Source organism: Microbispora sp. ATCC PTA-5024, from assembly GCF_000511135.2.
Lineage (GTDB): Bacteria > Actinomycetota > Actinomycetes > Streptosporangiales > Streptosporangiaceae > Microbispora > Microbispora corallina.
In genome coordinates, this window is the sequence record NZ_KI866523.1 from 747594 (window position 1) to 763439 (window position 15846).

Genomic DNA, 15846 nt, shown 5'->3' on the forward strand with positions numbered 1-15846 from the left:
CGTCCACCCCTTCGACCAGTGGACCACACGCCCGCAGGGGCGACGGCGACGGGGTTCGCGAGAGCCGGGCATGGGGGGCCGCGTCCGCGGGAACTACAGGAGTAGTTCTTTCCACAACTATGGTAGTGAGAGACACTACGATGGTAGTGTCAGAAGCATGGCGAACCGGCGCGACGACCTCCTCGATGCGGCGATCCAGGTCCTCGGCGAGCGTGGAATGCACGGCCTGACCCATCGGGCCGTCGACACCGCGGCGGGCGCGCCGGCCGGCTCGTCGTCCAACCACTTCCGCACCAGGGAGGCGCTGCTCACCGCCGTCGTCGAACGGTTCGCCGAGCGTGAGCGCGCCAACTGGGAGGACATCGCCGTACGGGTCTCCCCCACGACGCCGCGGGAGCTGGCCCGCGTGATGGCGCTGTTCGCCCAGGACGCCGTGGGGCCGCGGCGCGTCCTCACGCTGGCCAGGTACGCGATCCTCGTCGAGGCCGCGATCACTCCGTCGCTGCGGGCGCAGCTGACGGCCACCGGGGGCCGCGTGGACGCCTGGTTCACCAACTGGCTCCGCATCGCCGGCTCCCCGGACCCCGAACGCCACGCGCCGATCATCATGAACCACGCGACGGGGATCATCCTGCACCAGCTGGCCAACCCCGATCCGGCGTTCGACCCGTTCCCGCAGATGTCGGCGCTCGTCACCGCCCTCATCCACCCCCATCCCGCGGAGGTGTCCCCATGACCGCCGATCAGCGACCGACCGGCCTGCTCGACCGCGACCAGGTGTGGCGGGCCGTCGACGACCAGCGCGCGCGGGTCGCGGACCTGCTCCTATCGCTCACCGGCGAGGAGTGGGGGCGGCCGTCGCTGTGCCGGGGATGGACCGTGCGGGACGTCGCCGCGCATCTGACCCTCCAGCAGGTCGGCCTCGGCGCCGCCCTCGCGATGATCGTCAGGGCCCGCGGCGACCTCGACCGGGCCGTCGACCGGGCCGCCCGCGCCCGGGCCGGCGCGCTGTCCACGGAACGGATGATCGACGAGGTCCGCGGCATGATCGGGTCGCGCCGGCACAATTTCGGGGTCACCTGCCGCGAGACGCTCATCGACATCCTCGTCCACGGTCAGGACATCGCCGTCCCGCTCGGCCGTACACTCCGCATGCCGCCGGAGGCCGCGGCGGCGGCCGCCACCCGGATGTGGACGACGCGCTGGCCGCCGCCGTTTCCCGCCGTACGGACGATGCGGGGATTCCGGGTGACCGCCACGGACACGGCCTGGTCGGCGGGCGAGGGCCCGGAGGTCCGCGCGCCCATCGGCGCGATCCTGCTGCTGGCCGCCGGGCGCCTCGTCGCGTTGCCGGAGCTGTCCGGCCCGGGCGCGGCCGCCCTCACCGCCCGCCTTTCCGCGCCGGCGGCGCGGAGGGCGTAAAAATGCGGTGCGATCGGGCGAGGACCGCCGATAGCGTCGGCGCTCGTGGCCCCACAACGCGGACGACCCGGAGGACGCCCCGCCCGGCACGCCGCCGCGCCGACGCCGTCCGCGAACTGTTCGACGGCCGGGTCGGCTACTACTGACGCCTGAGGGATCCCGATGCGCATCGTCATGCCGCTGTTCGACCGGTTCACCGCGCTCGACGTCGTCGGGCCGTACGAGGTCCTGAGGTTCCTGCCGGACGCGGAGATCGTGTTCGCCGCGGCGGCGCCCGGCCCGGTCAGGGACGGGGCCGGGCGGCTCGCCCTCATCGCCGAGGCGGCGTTCGCCGAGATCGGCTCCTGCGACCTGCTCCTCGTCCCCGGCGGCCCGGGCACTCGCGACCTCGTCCACGACGACGCGCTGCTCGGCTGGATCCGGCGCCTGCACGGCACGACGACGTGGACGACCTCCGTGTGCACCGGATCCCTGCTGCTGGCGGCCGCGGGGCTGCTCGGCGGGCTGCCCGCCACCACGCACTGGAACGCCGCCGACCTCCTCGAGTCGTTCGGCGCCTCCTACACGCCCGAGCGCGTCGTCTTCCAGGGGAAGATCGTGACCGCGGCCGGAGTGTCGTCCGGGATCGACATGGCGCTGTCGCTGGTGGAGCGGCTCACGGACCGGACGACCGCCGAGGCCGTCCAGCTCGCCATCGAGTACGACCCGCGCCCGCCGTTCGACGCGGGCTCGCCCGACAAGGCCCCTCGGGAGGCCAGGGACCTGCTCGCCCGCGGCCTGCGGCGGTGACGGCGGCGCTTGGCGGCCGTTGCCGGTCTCAGGCGGTCGCGGTCGCGGCGTAGGAGCCGGTGGTCAGCTCGTCGAGCAGGCCCTTCGCGGTGGCCCGCCAGCCGAACAGCCGCTCAGCCCGGGAGGCGTCGAGCGGCGAGGAGCGGACGAGCACCTCGGCGTACGGGCCGAGGGCCTCGGCCGCCTGCTCGAAGGTGATCGAGACCGCCGGGGTGCCGGTGATCCGGGCGACGGCCTCGGCGATCTCGCGCATCGAGGCCGGCTCGCCGGAGGACGCGTTGACGACCGTGCCGCCGGTGCCGCGCTCCACGGCGGCGACGTACAGCCGGGCCAGGTCGTCCACGTGCACCGACGACCAGCGGTTGGCGCCCTCGCCGATGTACGTGGCCGCCCCCCGGGCCCGCGCTCCGGCGATCATCCCCTCCAGCAGGCCGGAGCCGCCCCGGCCGTACACGAGGGCGGCGCGGACGACCATCCCCGCCGCCTTCTCGTGGGCGAGGACGGCCCGCTCCCCATGGATCTTGTACGGCTGGGGGGACGCCACCGGGTCGACGGGGTGGTCCTCGTCCACCGGGACGCCGCCGGTGTCGGGGTAGACGAGCCCGGTGCTCGTGTAGACGAACGGCCGCCCGCCGTCGGTCCCGTCCAGCATCGCCCCGAGGGCGTTCCGCTCGATCTCCGGCATCCGGGGGTTCAGGTAGTCGACGGCCGTGTGGACCACGGCGTCGGCGCCGGCCGCGGCCGCCCGCAGGACGTCGAGGTCCTCCAGGCCGCCCGCGACGACCGTGAGCCCGAGCCGCCCGGCCCGCTCCCGGGACCCCTCCGACCGGGCGAGCGCCGAGACCGTGTGCCCGGCGCCGAGGAGGTGCTCGGCGACGACCCCGCCCAGGTATCCGGTCGCCCCCGTCATGAACACGTGCATCGTGTGCCGCTTCCTTCCGTGGTGCCCGGCCCCGTGCCGGACCCTTTCCTCCACGGTGCGGCGGGGGCGGCCGGCCCAGCCAGGGACCATGAGTCCGTGGCTGGGCCGCCCTGGAGACGCGTACGGTGACGGCATGGACAGACAGGCCCTGGCGGACTTCCTGCGCGGCAGGCGCGAGCGGATCGCGCCGTCCGACGTGGGCCTGCCGCGCGGTCCGCGCCGCCGCACCCCGGGGCTGCGCCGCGAGGAGGTCGCGCAGCTCGCCCACATCTCGGTCGACCACTACACCCGGCTGGAGCAGGCCCGGGGCAGGCGTCCGTCGCGGGGCGTGCTCGCCGGCATCGCCCGCGCGCTGCGGTTGTCGGACCAGGAACGGGCCCACCTGTTCGCGCTCGCGGGGGAGCTCGAGGACGACCGGCGTGCGGGGCCGTCCCGCGAGGTGCCGGCCGGCACACTGAACCTGATCGACCGGCTCACGGACGCGGCGGCCATCGTCGTCGACCCCACCTGCCGCGTGCTCGCCTGGAACCCGCTGGCCGCGGCGCTGTTCGAGGACTTCTCGGCCCTGCCGGGCGGCGAGCGCAACGTCGTCCGCCGCTACTTCCTCCATCCGGACAGCCGTCACCGCTCGTACGGCATGGGCGATCCCGGACGGTTCGCGCTCACGGCGATCGGTTACCTGCGCGTCGCGGTGGCCCGCTATCCGGACAGCCGTGAGCTGAAGACGCTCATCAGAGAGCTGCTGGAGGGCAGCGAGGAGTTCGCCCGGCTCTGGAACTCCCACCAGCTCGACATCGAGCACCACCACCGGCAGACGGTCCACCATCCGGAGGTCGGGCCGATCGAGCTCGACTACGACGTGCTCAGCGTGCCGGACCAGGACCAGCAGGTGGTGATCTTCACGGCCGAGCCCGGCACCGAGGCGTACCGGACGCTCCAGCTGCTCAAGGTCATCGGCACCCAGCGCATGGACGTCGACGCCTGACATCGGGCGTCGGCCGGATCTCTGACACGAATTCCGCTCTGGCAGAATCCACAGTGTGAAACGCGCGGTGCAGCAGACGACACGCGACCTGCGTCGCCACAACCGCTCCACCCTGCTGTCGTCTCTGTACCTGCAGGGGCCGCTGAGCCGGCAGGACCTGATCAAGGAGTCGGGCCTGAGCTCGGCCACCGTCAGCAACGTCGTCTCCGACCTGATCGGCGACGGCGTCGTCGAGGAGGCCGGTCTGGTCGGGTCCGACGGCGGCCGCCCGCGCACCCTCATCCGCGTGCGCGGCGACTTCGGCAGGGTCGTCGGCGTGGACATCGGCGAGACGCACGTCCAGATCGGCCTGTTCGACTACACGCTCGACACGATCACGACGGCCACCTACCCCATCGCCGGCATCAGCCTGGAGCCGGAGGCGGTGGCCCGGCTGGTCGTCGCCGGGATCGACCAGGTCACCGCGGAGGTCGGGCTGAACCCCGGCGACCTGCTCGGCGTCGGCGTCGGCGTCCCCGGCGCGGTGGCGGCCGCGGCCCACGAGCTCGTCTACGCGCCGACCCTCGGCTGGTCGGCCGCCCCCCTCGCCGACCTGCTGCGCCGGGACGTCTCCGTCCCCCTCTACATCGACAACTGCGCCCGCACCCTGGGCAAGGCGGAGATGTGGCGCGGCGCCGGCCGGGGGTCGAGCCGGGCGGTCGTTGCCCTGATCGGCGTCGGCGTGGGCGCGGCGGTCACCACGGCGGCCGACCCGCTCCGCGACGCCACCAGCATGACCAGCGAGTGGGGCCACACGGTCATCAACGTGGACGGCCGGCCGTGCCGGTGCGGCTCGCGCGGCTGTCTGGAGGCGTACGTCGGGGCCGAGACCATCCTGGAGGACTACCTGTCGCTCCCGGGCGCCCGGTCGTTCGAGAGCGACCACACCGAACGGCGGCTCGCCGAGCTGGTGGAACGGGCGGCGCAGGGCCCCGGCCCAGAGGCCGAGATCCTCGGCAGGACCGCGAAGTACCTGGGCATCGGCATCGCCAACCTCGTCAACCTGCTCAGCCCCGACCTGGTCGTGCTGTCGGGGTGGGCGGGGGCCATGCTCGGGCCCGCCATCCTGCCCGCCGTACGGGACACGGCCACCCGGCACGCGCTCACCTACCTGCACGGCCAGGTACGGATCAAGCTGGGCGAGCTGGGGACGGAGGCCGTGGCCATGGGCGCCGCGACGTTGCCGGTGATGCAGGTACTCGCCAACGGTGGCTTCCCCCTCCAGCGGGCCACCGCATAGGCGGCGATTGACCGTTTTGCCGAAGGGACTTAACTTAAGTCATGGACTAAGTGCCCTGACCGTGGTGCGGAGCGCCACCGGAGATCCCTCGGAGTTCAGATGACGTCACGTCCTGCCGACAGCCGCCTCTACATCGACGGAGCGTGGCGGCCGTCGGCATCCGGCCAGGTCGGCGACGTGGAGGAGAAGGCCACCGGTGCGCGCATCGGCGGCTACGCCCTCGGTGACGAGCGTGACGTCGACGAGGCGGTGGCCGCGGCCAGGGCCGCGCAGCCGGGATGGGCCGCCCTCGCCGCCCCCGAGCGGGCCTCCTATCTGAAGAAGATGGCCGACTACCTGCGCGAGCACTACGAGGAGCTCGTCACCCAGAGCATGCGGGAGACCGGCGGCGTGCGGGCCAAGGGTGAGGACGAGGTGTCGACCGGCATCCGCCAGCTCGACATCTCCGCCGTCCAGGCCACGGAGAACGCGGGCGAGATCCTGCCGCCGTACAAGGCCGGGAAGCTGTCGCTGTCGCGGGTCGTGCCGCTGGGCGTGATCGGCGTCATCACGCCGTGGAACTACCCCCTCAACCTGGCGATGCGGGCGGTGGCGCCCGGCCTCGCGTTCGGCAACACGATCGTGCTCAAGCCGGCCGAGCTGTCGCCGGTCATCGGCGGGCAGGTGCTCGCCGAGGCCGCCGACCACGCGGGGCTGCCGCCCGGGGTCCTTAACGTGGTGACCGGTGACGGTCCCTCGGCCGGCTGGGCGCTGGCCACCCACCGCGGGTTCGACCTGGTCGACTTCACCGGCTCGCGCTCGGTGGGTCTCGCCATCGCCGCCGCCGCGGCGGCCGAGCTGCGCCCGATCCGGCTGGAGCTCGGGGGCGACAACGCGTTCCTCGTCCTCGACGACGCCGACGTCGAGCTGGCCGCGTCGAGCGCAATGGTCGCGTCGCTGGAGTTCCAGGGGCAGACGTGCATCAGCTCCAGCCGCCACATCGTCGTCCGGGACGTCGCGGAGGAGTACGTCGCGGCGGTGACGCGGCGCGTGGAGGCCCTGCGCGTGGGCGACCCGATGAGCGGCGAGGTCGAGCTCGGGCCGCTGATCAGCGTGGCCCAGCGGGACCGGGTGCACGAGCGGATCGTCGAGCCCTCGGTCGCCATGGGGGCGAAGCTCGTCACCGGCGGCACGTACGACGGCCTCTTCTACCGGCCGACCGTGCTGACCGGAGTCACCCCGGAGATGCCGGCGTTCACCGAGGAGATCTTCGGGCCCGTCATCCCGATCACCGTGGTCGAGGACGAGGAGGAGGCGATCGCGCTGACGAACGGCCACCCCATGCTGATGAACTCGGTCTTCACCGCCGATCTCATGCGGGGCATGCGGGTCGCGGAGCAGCTGCAGGCCGGCGAGGTGCACGTCAACGACGCGCACGCCCGGCACGGCGCCGAGAACCAGATGCCCGGATTCACCCGGCGCCAGTGGATCGGCGTGCAGCGCACCCCGCTGACCCTCCCGGCGTGGACGGCCGACCCGGCGGGCCGGGCGTGAGCGGGGGCGAGCGCAGGGCGCTCATCGTCCGCGGCGGCTGGGAGGGCCACGTCCCCGTCGAGGCGACCGACCTGTTCCTGCCGTCGCTGAAGGACGCCGGCTTCGCGGTCACGATCAGCGAGGACCTGGACGTCTACCGGGACGGGGAGCTGCTGGCCGCCACCGACCTGATCGTCCAGTGCTGGTCGATGGGAACGCTCACAACGGAGCAGTGCGCCGGCCTCGTCTCGGCGGTCCACGCGGGCACCGGGTTCGCCGGATGGCACGGCGGCGTCGTGGGGACGTTCAACGAGAGCCTCGACTACCTCCGGATGGTCGGCGGCCTGTTCCTGCACCACCCGCCGGACTTCCTCGACTACCGGGTCACGATCGTCCCCGAGCACGCGGACCACCCGATCGTCGCCGGGCTGGGGGACTTCGACGTCACCACCGAGCAGTACTGGATGCTCACCGACTCCCACAGCACGGTGCTGGCCCGCACCGCCATCGAGGCCGGGAACGGCGGCCACGGGGGCGACCCGGTCGACATGCCCGTGGTCTGGACCCGCCGCTGGGGCGCCGGGAAGATCTTCTTCTCCGCCATCGGGCACCGGATCGCCGACCTCACGCCGCCGACGGTCCGCACGCTCACCGAGCGCGGCCTGCTCTGGGCCGCACGGTGAACGCCGCGGGCGTGGTGCTCGCCATGTTCCCCAACCTGCCGTCCCGGCTGTTCCCCGGGGAGTGCGGGGACCGGCTGCGCGCCGTCGCGGGCGGCGATCCCGGGCCGCCCCTCACCGGCTTCACCACCCGTGAGGAGCGCGAACGGCTGGCACAGGCGCAGATCCTGCTGACCGGCTGGGGAAGCCCGGTGATCGACGAGATCACGCTCGCGTCCGCGCCGAACCTGGTCGCCGTGGTCCACGCGGCCGGCACGGTCAAGGCCCACGTCACCCCCGCGGTGTTCGAGCGGGGAATCGCGGTGAGCTCGGCGGCCGACGCGAACGCGGTGCCGGTCGCCGAGTACACCCTGGCCGTGATCCTGCTGGCCAACAAGGCGGTGCCGGACCTGGCCAGGCAGTACCACGCCCGGCGCTCGGCCATCGACCTGATCGAGGAGTTCCCCCGCATCGGCAACTACGGCAAGACCGTGGGCCTGGTCGGGGCCTCCCGCATCGGCCGCCGGGTCGCCGAGCTGCTCCGCCCGTTCGACCTGGAGGTGCTGGTCAGCGACCCGTACCTGGACGAGGCCGGGGCGGCGGCGCTGGGCGCGCGCCTGGTGTCCCTGGACGAGCTGTTCCGCGCGTCCGACGTCGTGTCGCTGCACGCGCCCGCCGTCGAGGCGACGCGCGGCATGGTGACCGGGGCGCTCCTCGAGTCCATGCGCCTGGGCGCCACGCTCGTCAACACGGCACGGGGATCGCTGGTGGACCAGGACGCCCTGGTGGCCGAGCTGGGCCGCGGGCGTATCCGGGCGGTCCTCGACGTCACCGAGCCCGAGATCACGCCGCCGGGGTCGCCGCTGTGGGAGCTGCCCAACGTCGTCCTCACCCCGCACGTCGCGGGGTCCCTCGGCACTGAGCTCGTACGGCTCGGATCGCACGCGGTGGACGAGGTGGCGAGGGTCGTGGCGGGCCACCCCCTCCGGCACCCCGTGGACCTCGCCGTCCTGTCGGTCACGGCCTGACACATGGCCGGCGAGGGGCGACAGGCGGCGGCCGGATCAGCGCGGACGCCGCCAGAAAACAGCCCTGTATCAATGTTTCGGATGTGTTGACGGGCAATGGCTAGAGACTTACCTTAAGTCTTGTACAAAGCCTGGGCCGACGTAGTCGGCGCTTCATACGGCGACCCGCGGGTCTGGCGACTCGTCCTCGAACCCTTCTCGAGAAGACGGCATCCCCGGTCCTTGTCCCAGGGTCTCCAGGGTCCCCCGGTTCGTAGCACACGGAAGCGAAGGAATGGCGATGAAAGCGAGCCATGCAGGGTTCACGGGCGTGATGCTGGCGGGCGTCCTGCTCGCCGCGGGCTGCGGCAGCGGCAGCGAGAGCGGCTCGACCGCCCCGGCTCCGGCCTCCGGGGCGTCCTCGGCCGCCGCCGGCCCGGTCAACCTGACGTTCTGGGACTGGGACCCCAACATGGACAAGGTGGTGGCGCTCTGGAACGACGCCCACCCCGACATCCATGTGACCCTGGCGAACCCGGCCGGCGGCGACCAGCTGGTCAGCAAGATGATCACGGCCCACCAGGCCAAGAACGGCCCGGACATCGCCAAGGTGGAGTACCAGTCGCTGCCCGCCCTCGTCTCCGGCGGCGTCGTCCGCGACATCACCGACCTGACCAAGGACGCGGTGACCAAGTTCGACGACGTCACGCTGAAGTCGACCCGCTTCGAGGGCAAGGTCTACGGCATCCCGCAGGACTTCGCGCCGCTCATGCTGTTCTACCGGACCGACGTGTTCAAGAAGTACGGCATCGACGTCCCCACCACCTGGGACGAGTACGCCAAGGCGGCGGCCGACCTGCACAAGAAGGCGCCGAAGGTGTACATGACGAACTTCGACGCCGGCGACCCCGGCTGGTTCACCGGCCTCGTCCAGCAGGCCGGGGCCGACTGGTGGACCACGAGCGGCACGTCGTGGCACGTCGACATCAACGGGGCCCCCTCCAAGAAGGTGGCCGACTACTGGGAGAATCTGGTCAAAAGCGGCATCGTCCAGAAAAATCCTTCTTTCTCTCCCCAGTGGAACAAGCAGATGAACGACGGGACCCTGGCCACCTGGATCTCCGGCGCCTGGGCTCCGGCCCAGCTCGGCGGGATCGCCCCGGCCACCAAGGGCAAGTGGGCGGTGGCCCCGCTCCCGGCCTGGACGGCGGGCGACCCCACCACCGGCATCTGGGGCGGCTCGGCGACGACGGTCACGACCGACTCCAAACACCCGGCCGAGGCGGCGCAGTTCGCAGCCTGGCTGAACACCGACGACGCCGCGGTCAGCGCGCAGATCGAGAACATCAACGTCTACCCGGCGTCCACCTCGGGCCGCTCGCTCCCGCCCCTGAAGTCGGCCCCGCCGTTCCTCCCCAACCAGGCCGACTACTACGACGTGGTCGGGAAGGCCGCGCCGTCCGCCCGCGCGTTCTCGATGTGGGGGCCGAACGTCACCGTGACCTTCAGCAGCTACACCGACGCGTTCGGCGCGGCGCTGCAGTCCGGCACGCCCTTCAGCGGAGCCCTCGACAAGATGCAGGACGCGACCGTCGCGGACATGAAGAAGCTCGGCTTCTCGCTCAGCTGACCTCCCCAGACGTGAGGCCCCACGGGACCTTCACCTGAGAGCCGCCGGGGTCCGCGAGGGCGGGCCCCGGCCGACCATCTCCTCCGCCGGCAGGGCCCGGGTAAGGCGATCGACGACATGGTGACAACTGCTGCGACAACGAGGCGGAGATCCCACCGCCTCCCCTACCTGCTGGTCCTGCCGGCGGTGCTGCTCTTCCTGCTGTTCGTCCTGGCGCCGGGCGTCTACGCCCTGGTCCTCAGCTTCCAGGCCCGCAAGGTCACCGGCGGCCTGCTCGGCTCGACCAGCAAGGTCGTGTACGCCGGGCTGGACAACTACCGGAGCGTGCTCGGCGACTCGGCCCTGTGGACGAGCACGCTGCGGATGGTCGCCGTCGGCGCGATCGTCATCCCGGTCACGGTGGGCCTGGCGCTGCTGTTCGCCCTGTTGCTCGACACCCCGCGGGCCCGGCTCGTCCGGTTCTCACGGCTGTCGATCTTCCTGCCGTACGCGGTGCCCGGCGTGATCGCCACGCTGCTGTGGGGCTTCATGTACCTGCCGGCGACCAGCCCCATCGGCGGCCACTACGTCGACTTCTTCGGCTCCACGCAGGTGTTCTTCTCGGTGGCGAACATCTGCGTGTGGGGCGGGGTCGGCTTCAACATGGTGGTCATCTTCACCGCCCTGCGCGCGCTGCCACCCGAGATCTACGAGGCGGCCCGCATCGACGGCGCCTCCGAGACGCAGATCGCGCTGCGGATCAAGGTGCCCATGGTGCTCCCGGCGGTCGCCATGTGCACGCTGTTCACCGTGCTCGCGGCGCTCCAGCTGTTCAACGAGCCGAACACGCTGAAGCCACTGTCCAACGCCATCTCCTCCGACTGGGTCCCGCTGATGAAGATCTACACGGACGCGTTCGTCAACGCGGACATCTACCACGCCGCGGCCACCTCGATCGTCTTCGCCGCGGGTGTCCTGATCGTGTCGTTCGCCGCCGCGCGCATGGTGCAGTCGCGCGCCGACCTGGCCGGGAAGGGCGAATGATGACCGCGGTGACGGCGGCGGGAAGCATCGGGCGCACGGGCGCCTCACGGAGCGGGCGGCGCCGCCGGGTGGCCCTGCTCCCCACAGTGGCGCTGGTGGTGGGCGCGCTCTACTGCATCGTCCCCACCCTGTGGATCCTGATCGCGTCGACGAAGTCGCCCGCCGAGCTGTTCTCGACGGAGACCTACCTGCCCTCGTTCAGCGGCGGCCTCGCCGGCAACGTCCGCGACCTGTCGTCGTACGGGGGCGGCGTCTACTGGCACTGGATGCTCAACAGCTTCCTCTACGCCACGCTCGGCGGGCTCGCCGCCTCGACGGTCTCGGCCTGCACCGGGTACGCGATCGCGAAGTACGCGTTCCGGGGGCGGAAGCTGCTGTTCAACGCGATCCTCGCGGGCGTCCTGCTCCCCCAGATCGTGCTGGCCATCCCGCAGTACCTCCTGCTGTCGAAGGTCGGGCTCAACGACAGCTACGCCTCGATCATCCTCCCCCAGCTGTTCAACCCGTACGGCATCTACCTGTGCCGGATCTACGCCGCCGCCTCGGTGCCCGACAGCGTGCTGGAGGCGGGACGGATGGACGGCGCGAGCGAGTTCCGGCTGTTCCGCTCGGTCGGGCTGCGGCTGATGGGGCCGGGGCTCGTCACGGTCTTCCTGCTCCAGTTCATCGTGATCTGGAACAACTTCCTGCTGCCGTTCGTGATGGTGACCAGCGACGACAAGTTCCCGCTCACGGTCGGCCTGTACAGCATGCTCCGGCACGGCGCGGACGAGGCGGCGCTCTACTCCCTGGTCATCACCGGCACCCTGCTGTCGGTGATCCCGGTCATCGCGCTGTTCCTGTCGCTGCAGCGTTACTGGCGGATCGACCTGGTCACCGGCGCGCTGAAGTAGGGGCCCGATCCGGGCCGCGGGCGGGCGTGCCGGCCCGTCCGGAACGAGCCGGCGGATTCGCCGCGAAGTCGTTGCCGCGACGCGCGGGCAGGCGTACCTTCCGGGCATGGGCGTCATGCACAAGAACCGCGTGGCATGGGACAGTGCTCGGGTGTTCGTGGCCGCCGCGAACGCCGACACCTACTGGTGGCTCAGCGAAGCCGTCGGACAGCAGCTGGGCGCCAGGTATCAGACGAATCTCGCCGAGACCAGGCACCGACTGCAGGCCGAGGACGCCGAGTCGATCGAGGCGGGCGCCTGGCGGGCGCGCCTGTTCGACCTGCTGGACGGGCAGCCCGATCTCGCCCCACATGTGGTGCGGCTCACCGAGGAGGCCGCCCGCCGCATGGCGAGCTAGGTCCTTTTCGTCTCGGCGGGCCGTGTCGTCGTCCACAGGCTGTGGACGACGCCCGGGACCAACCGGAGAGGCCGCGCGCTCACGGTGAGCCGGGGGCGTCCGGCCGCCCGAGGGCCTCCGCGACGAGCAGGCGCTCGGAGTGCGGCAGGCGCGCCGCGTCCAGCGACGCGATCGGAATCAGCCGGCGCACCGCCTCACCGGGCGCCCCCTGCTCGTCCGCCGCCGGGAACGATGTCGCGACCGTCTCGTCCGGCAGCGGCGCGGTGAAGGCGAGGCGGCGGCCGGAGAGGCCGGACGCCGACACGTAGTCGTCCGCCCCCACGAACCCCGCCTCCCCGGTGGGCCCGAGCCGGGTCAGGGCGTCCTCCACCCCTTCCCCCGGCCGTACGACGGCGGAGGGGAGGCGGTCGGTCTCGGCGTCGGAGAGCACGAGCACCGCGTCGCCGCGCCGGCCGACGAGGCAGACCGTCACCTCGGAGAACCCGGCCCGGACGGCCTCCGCGCCCAGATCCCGCGCGCCGGGCCGCTCCCAGCCGTGCAGGCTGAAGGCCGACCCCGCGCGGACGGCCTCGATGCCGGCCCGCGCGTACGGCACCGTGCGCTCGGGCAGCCGGTCGAGCGGGAACCAGGCCAGCTCCGCGCACTTGTGCGGCTCGGCGTTCACCGGCGTGCCGGTGACCGTCGCGGCCGTGAGGAACAGCCCGATCCGGGCGGTTCCGCCCGCGTTGCGGTGGTGCATCACGTGCGCCACCTCGCATCCGGCCACCTCGACGCCCAGCTCCTCCCGGGCCTCCCGCACGGCGGTGCCGACGACCGACTCCCCCTCCTCCAGATGCCCGGACGGCATGATCTGCCACTCGCCGTCGGCGTACCCGGTGCCCTGGCGGCGGCCGAGCAGCACCCGCCCCTCGTCGAGCAGCAGCAGGTGCACGTCGACCACCGGCCGGAAGCGCCCGTGGGCGTAGGCGGCCGCGTCGAGCAGCGCGGGCAGCGTCGGCCCGGCCTCGGCCAGGAACTCCCCCAGCTCGGCGGGGACCAGGGCCAGCTCGCGCGCCTTCTCCGGCCGTACGCGCTGGATCTCGTGGACCCCGATGTCCGGCTCCAGGAACTCGGGGCCGCTGCGGCGCGACAGGTCCATCGAGACCAGGCGGCAGGCGAAGACCGTGCCCAGATGCCCGGGCTCCACCAGCGTGAACACCCGCAGCGCCGGCCCGGCGATCGCACCGAGCTCCTCGTCGAGCTCGCGGCGCAGGGCCGACTCCAGCGAGGCGTCGCCGGGCTCGACCCCGCCTCCTGGCGTGATCCAGTACGGCTCGCGCCCCGGACGCAGCCGCTTGAACAGGACGATCTCATCCCCGTCGAACAGGAGGGCCCGGACGCTGTGCCGCACTGACGTCATGGGCCTCATCCTGTCCCATCCGCCGCCCCTCAAGGGGTGATCCCCCTGCGGCTGTGGACAACGTCCCTGAATACGGTGAGGGGAGACGACGGAAGGGGACGACCATGCGCGTTGCGGTGCTGGGCATGGGCCGCATGGGCCGGGCGCTGGCCCGGCGGCTGCTCGCCCACGATTTCGCGGTCGCCGTGTGGAACCGGACGCCTGGACGCGCGGCCGAGGTGCTCGACGCGGGCGGCCACGAGGCGCCGACGCCCGAGGCGGCCGCCGCGGGCAGGGACGCCGTGCTGCTGTCGCTGGCCGACGACGAGGCCGTGCGCGAGGTGATGGAACGCCTGTGGGGCATCGAGCCCGGGCCGGTCGTGGTGGACACGAGCACGATCTCGCCCGCAGCCTCCCGGGCGGCCCGCGACCTCGCCCCCGGCAGGAGCTACGTGGCCGCGCCGATCGCGGGCGGGCCCACGATGGTGGTCGAGGGCAAGGCGACCGCGCTGATCGGCGGCGACCGCGCGCTCGTCGAGCGGCTGGAGCCCATCTGGGCCGACGTCTTCTCCTCCACCGCGTACTGCGGGGAGGACCCCGGCACGGCCGTGGCGTACAAGCTGCTCAACAACTACCTGCTGATGTCGGGGCTGGCCGCGCTCGGCGAGGTGGTGGCGACCGCGCAGGCACTCGGGCTCGACGAGGGCCTCACGCGGGCGCTGCTCCTCCAGTGGCCGACGGTCGCCCCGATGCTGCACGGCCGCCTCGACGACCTGATCACGGGGGACCACGGCGGCTGGTTCACGACCCGGCTGGGCGCCAAGGACCTGCGCCTGGCCCGCATGCTCGCGGCGGGCGCGGGCGTCGACCTCCCCCTCGCCCGCCTCGTCGAGAGGCGATACGAGGAGGCGGCCGAAAAGGGATGGAGCGACCACGACATCGCCGCCGTGGTCGAGCTCCTGCGACAGTGAGAGGCAGATGACATGACGGACATGACCTACCGCCGGCTTGGAGACTCGGGGCTGGTCGTCTCGGCCCTCGGCCTGGGCGCCAACAACTTCGGCCGGCGGATCGACCTCGACGCCACCCGCGCCGTGGTGGACGCCGCCCTCGACCTCGGCGTCACGCTCATCGACACCGCCGACATCTACGGCGAGTCGGAGACGTACCTGGGCGAGGTGCTGAAGGGCCGCCGCGACCAGGTGGTGCTGGCCACGAAGTTCGGCGGCGACGTGCAGGGGGACAACGGCCCCGACTGGGGCGCCCGCGGCTCCCGCCGCTACATCCGCAAGGCGGTCGAGCGGTCGCTGCGCCGCCTGCAGACCGACTGGATCGACCTCTACCAGCTGCACTTCCCCGACCCCTCGACGCCGATCGAGGAGACCCTGTCGACCCTGTCCGACCTGGTCCGCGAGGGCAAGGTCCGGTACGTCGGGTCCTCCAACCTGACGGGCTGGCAGGTGACCGACGCCGACTGGATCGCCCGTACGGAGGGGTACGAGCGGTTCGTCAGCGCCCAGAACGAGTACAGCCTGCTCGACCGGCGGGCCGAGCGCGAGCTCGTCCCCGCCCTGCTGCACCACGGCATCGGCCTGCTGCCGTACTTCCCGCTGGCCAACGGCCTGCTGACGGGCAAGTACCGCCGCGGGGCGGACGCGCCGGAGGGGACGCGCCTCGCCGATCGCCCGCAGTACCTCACGGACGAGCGCTTCGACGTCGTCGAGCGGCTGGACGACTTGGCCCGCAGGCAGGGCGTGACCCTGCTCGACGTCGCCATCGGCGGTCTCCTCGCGCAGCCCGCCGTGTCCTCGGTGATCGCCGGCGCGACCCGCCCCGAGCAGATCAAGGCCAACGTGGCCGCGGCCGCGTGGCAGCCGGACGACGAGGTGCTGGCCGAGCTCGACGAGATCGCCCCCCGCCCGGCCTGACCGCCCCGCTGAGAGCCGGGCC

16 protein-coding genes are annotated in these 15846 nt (G+C 72.4%); 14 read left to right on the plus strand and 2 right to left on the minus strand.

Annotation, left to right across the window (positions count from 1 at the left end):
* Positions 1–157 precede the first annotated feature (157 nt).
* The 3 genes from MPTA5024_RS15975 (at position 158) to MPTA5024_RS15985 (ending at position 2211) form a co-directional block, all read left to right on the plus strand.
* Positions 158–736 (plus strand): TetR/AcrR family transcriptional regulator, encoded by a 579-nt coding sequence (locus MPTA5024_RS15975; protein WP_036324810.1) that lies wholly within the window; start codon positions 158–160, stop codon positions 734–736.
* Positions 733–1422, plus strand: a complete 690-nt coding sequence (locus MPTA5024_RS15980) for a maleylpyruvate isomerase family mycothiol-dependent enzyme (RefSeq protein WP_084369727.1) — start codon at positions 733–735, stop codon at positions 1420–1422. The genes MPTA5024_RS15975 and MPTA5024_RS15980 overlap by 4 nt, the downstream gene beginning before the upstream one ends.
* Positions 1423–1584: 162 nt before the next feature.
* A complete protein-coding gene (locus MPTA5024_RS15985; RefSeq protein ID WP_036324812.1) occupies positions 1585–2211 on the plus strand; it encodes a DJ-1/PfpI family protein in 627 nt (208 codons plus the stop codon).
* Positions 2212–2239: 28 nt separating this feature from the next.
* On the opposite strand, the gene MPTA5024_RS15990 is transcribed toward MPTA5024_RS15985, so the two are convergent.
* Positions 2240–3133: an NAD-dependent epimerase/dehydratase family protein gene (locus MPTA5024_RS15990; protein WP_051458232.1), complete on the minus strand. Its 894-nt coding sequence runs from the start codon at positions 3131–3133 to the stop codon at positions 2240–2242.
* 133 nt (positions 3134–3266) lie between these two features.
* Here MPTA5024_RS15990 and MPTA5024_RS15995 point away from each other — a divergent pair, with 133 nt between their 5' ends.
* The 9 genes from MPTA5024_RS15995 to MPTA5024_RS16035 all read left to right on the plus strand — a co-directional run bounded on the left by MPTA5024_RS15995 (position 3267) and on the right by MPTA5024_RS16035 (position 12518).
* Positions 3267–4118, plus strand: a complete 852-nt coding sequence (locus MPTA5024_RS15995; protein WP_036324814.1) for a helix-turn-helix transcriptional regulator — start codon at positions 3267–3269, stop codon at positions 4116–4118.
* Between the two features lie 55 nt (positions 4119–4173).
* The gene (locus MPTA5024_RS16000; RefSeq protein WP_036324815.1) at positions 4174–5397 is read left to right on the plus strand and encodes an ROK family transcriptional regulator; all 1224 of its coding nucleotides are present in this window, start codon (positions 4174–4176) and stop codon (positions 5395–5397) included.
* 99 nt (positions 5398–5496) lie between these two features.
* Complete coding sequence (locus MPTA5024_RS16005; RefSeq protein ID WP_036324817.1) at positions 5497–6930, plus strand: aldehyde dehydrogenase family protein; 1434 nt, start codon at positions 5497–5499, stop codon at positions 6928–6930.
* Positions 6900–7592, plus strand: coding sequence for a ThuA domain-containing protein (locus MPTA5024_RS16010; RefSeq protein WP_232326489.1), 693 nt, complete (start codon positions 6900–6902; stop codon positions 7590–7592). Before MPTA5024_RS16005 ends, MPTA5024_RS16010 begins: the two co-directional genes overlap by 31 nt.
* Positions 7589–8596, plus strand: a complete 1008-nt coding sequence (locus tag MPTA5024_RS16015; RefSeq protein ID WP_232326490.1) for a hydroxyacid dehydrogenase — start codon at positions 7589–7591, stop codon at positions 8594–8596. The genes MPTA5024_RS16010 and MPTA5024_RS16015 overlap by 4 nt, the downstream gene beginning before the upstream one ends.
* Before the next feature lie 280 nt (positions 8597–8876).
* A complete protein-coding gene (locus MPTA5024_RS16020) occupies positions 8877–10205 on the plus strand; it encodes an ABC transporter substrate-binding protein (RefSeq protein ID WP_036324818.1) in 1329 nt (442 codons plus the stop codon).
* 117 nt (positions 10206–10322) lie between these two features.
* Positions 10323–11228 carry a carbohydrate ABC transporter permease gene (locus MPTA5024_RS16025; protein WP_036324820.1) on the plus strand — a complete coding sequence of 302 codons (906 nt, stop codon included), beginning with the start codon at positions 10323–10325 and terminating at the stop codon, positions 11226–11228.
* Positions 11228–12121 (plus strand): carbohydrate ABC transporter permease, encoded by an 894-nt coding sequence (locus tag MPTA5024_RS16030; RefSeq protein WP_036326383.1) that lies wholly within the window; start codon positions 11228–11230, stop codon positions 12119–12121. Before MPTA5024_RS16025 ends, MPTA5024_RS16030 begins: the two co-directional genes overlap by 1 nt.
* Positions 12122–12227: 106 nt before the next feature.
* Complete coding sequence (locus tag MPTA5024_RS16035; protein WP_036324822.1) at positions 12228–12518, plus strand: hypothetical protein; 291 nt, start codon at positions 12228–12230, stop codon at positions 12516–12518.
* Between the two features lie 79 nt (positions 12519–12597).
* Here the strand turns inward: MPTA5024_RS16035 and MPTA5024_RS40900 are convergent, their stop codons facing one another.
* Complete coding sequence (locus MPTA5024_RS40900; RefSeq protein ID WP_063794701.1) at positions 12598–13917, minus strand: NUDIX hydrolase; 1320 nt, start codon at positions 13915–13917, stop codon at positions 12598–12600.
* A gap of 104 nt (positions 13918–14021) precedes the next feature.
* On the opposite strand from MPTA5024_RS40900, the gene MPTA5024_RS16045 reads away from it, so the two are divergent.
* Together MPTA5024_RS16045 and MPTA5024_RS16050 are read left to right on the plus strand one after the other, a co-directional pair.
* The gene (locus MPTA5024_RS16045) at positions 14022–14867 is read left to right on the plus strand and encodes an NAD(P)-dependent oxidoreductase (RefSeq protein ID WP_084369730.1); all 846 of its coding nucleotides are present in this window, start codon (positions 14022–14024) and stop codon (positions 14865–14867) included.
* Between the two features lie 12 nt (positions 14868–14879).
* Positions 14880–15824, plus strand: coding sequence for an aldo/keto reductase (locus MPTA5024_RS16050; protein ID WP_198167179.1), 945 nt, complete (start codon positions 14880–14882; stop codon positions 15822–15824).
* Positions 15825–15846: the final 22 nt, after the last annotated feature.

Coding starts and splice junctions, on each gene's coding strand:
- MPTA5024_RS15975 (WP_036324810.1), top strand. CDS start 158: ATGGCGAACCGGCGCGACGACCTCCTCGATGCGGCGATCCAGGTCCTC.
- MPTA5024_RS15980 (WP_084369727.1), top strand. CDS start 733: ATGACCGCCGATCAGCGACCGACCGGCCTGCTCGACCGCGACCAGGTG.
- MPTA5024_RS15985 (WP_036324812.1), top strand. CDS start 1,585: ATGCGCATCGTCATGCCGCTGTTCGACCGGTTCACCGCGCTCGACGTC.
- MPTA5024_RS15990 (WP_051458232.1), bottom strand. CDS start 3,133: ATGCACGTGTTCATGACGGGGGCGACCGGATACCTGGGCGGGGTCGTC.
- MPTA5024_RS15995 (WP_036324814.1), top strand. CDS start 3,267: ATGGACAGACAGGCCCTGGCGGACTTCCTGCGCGGCAGGCGCGAGCGG.
- MPTA5024_RS16005 (WP_036324817.1), top strand. CDS start 5,497: ATGACGTCACGTCCTGCCGACAGCCGCCTCTACATCGACGGAGCGTGG.
- MPTA5024_RS16020 (WP_036324818.1), top strand. CDS start 8,877: ATGAAAGCGAGCCATGCAGGGTTCACGGGCGTGATGCTGGCGGGCGTC.
- MPTA5024_RS16025 (WP_036324820.1), top strand. CDS start 10,323: ATGGTGACAACTGCTGCGACAACGAGGCGGAGATCCCACCGCCTCCCC.
- MPTA5024_RS16030 (WP_036326383.1), top strand. CDS start 11,228: ATGACCGCGGTGACGGCGGCGGGAAGCATCGGGCGCACGGGCGCCTCA.
- MPTA5024_RS16035 (WP_036324822.1), top strand. CDS start 12,228: ATGGGCGTCATGCACAAGAACCGCGTGGCATGGGACAGTGCTCGGGTG.
- MPTA5024_RS40900 (WP_063794701.1), bottom strand. CDS start 13,917: ATGACGTCAGTGCGGCACAGCGTCCGGGCCCTCCTGTTCGACGGGGAT.
- MPTA5024_RS16045 (WP_084369730.1), top strand. CDS start 14,022: ATGCGCGTTGCGGTGCTGGGCATGGGCCGCATGGGCCGGGCGCTGGCC.
- MPTA5024_RS16050 (WP_198167179.1), top strand. CDS start 14,880: ATGACGGACATGACCTACCGCCGGCTTGGAGACTCGGGGCTGGTCGTC.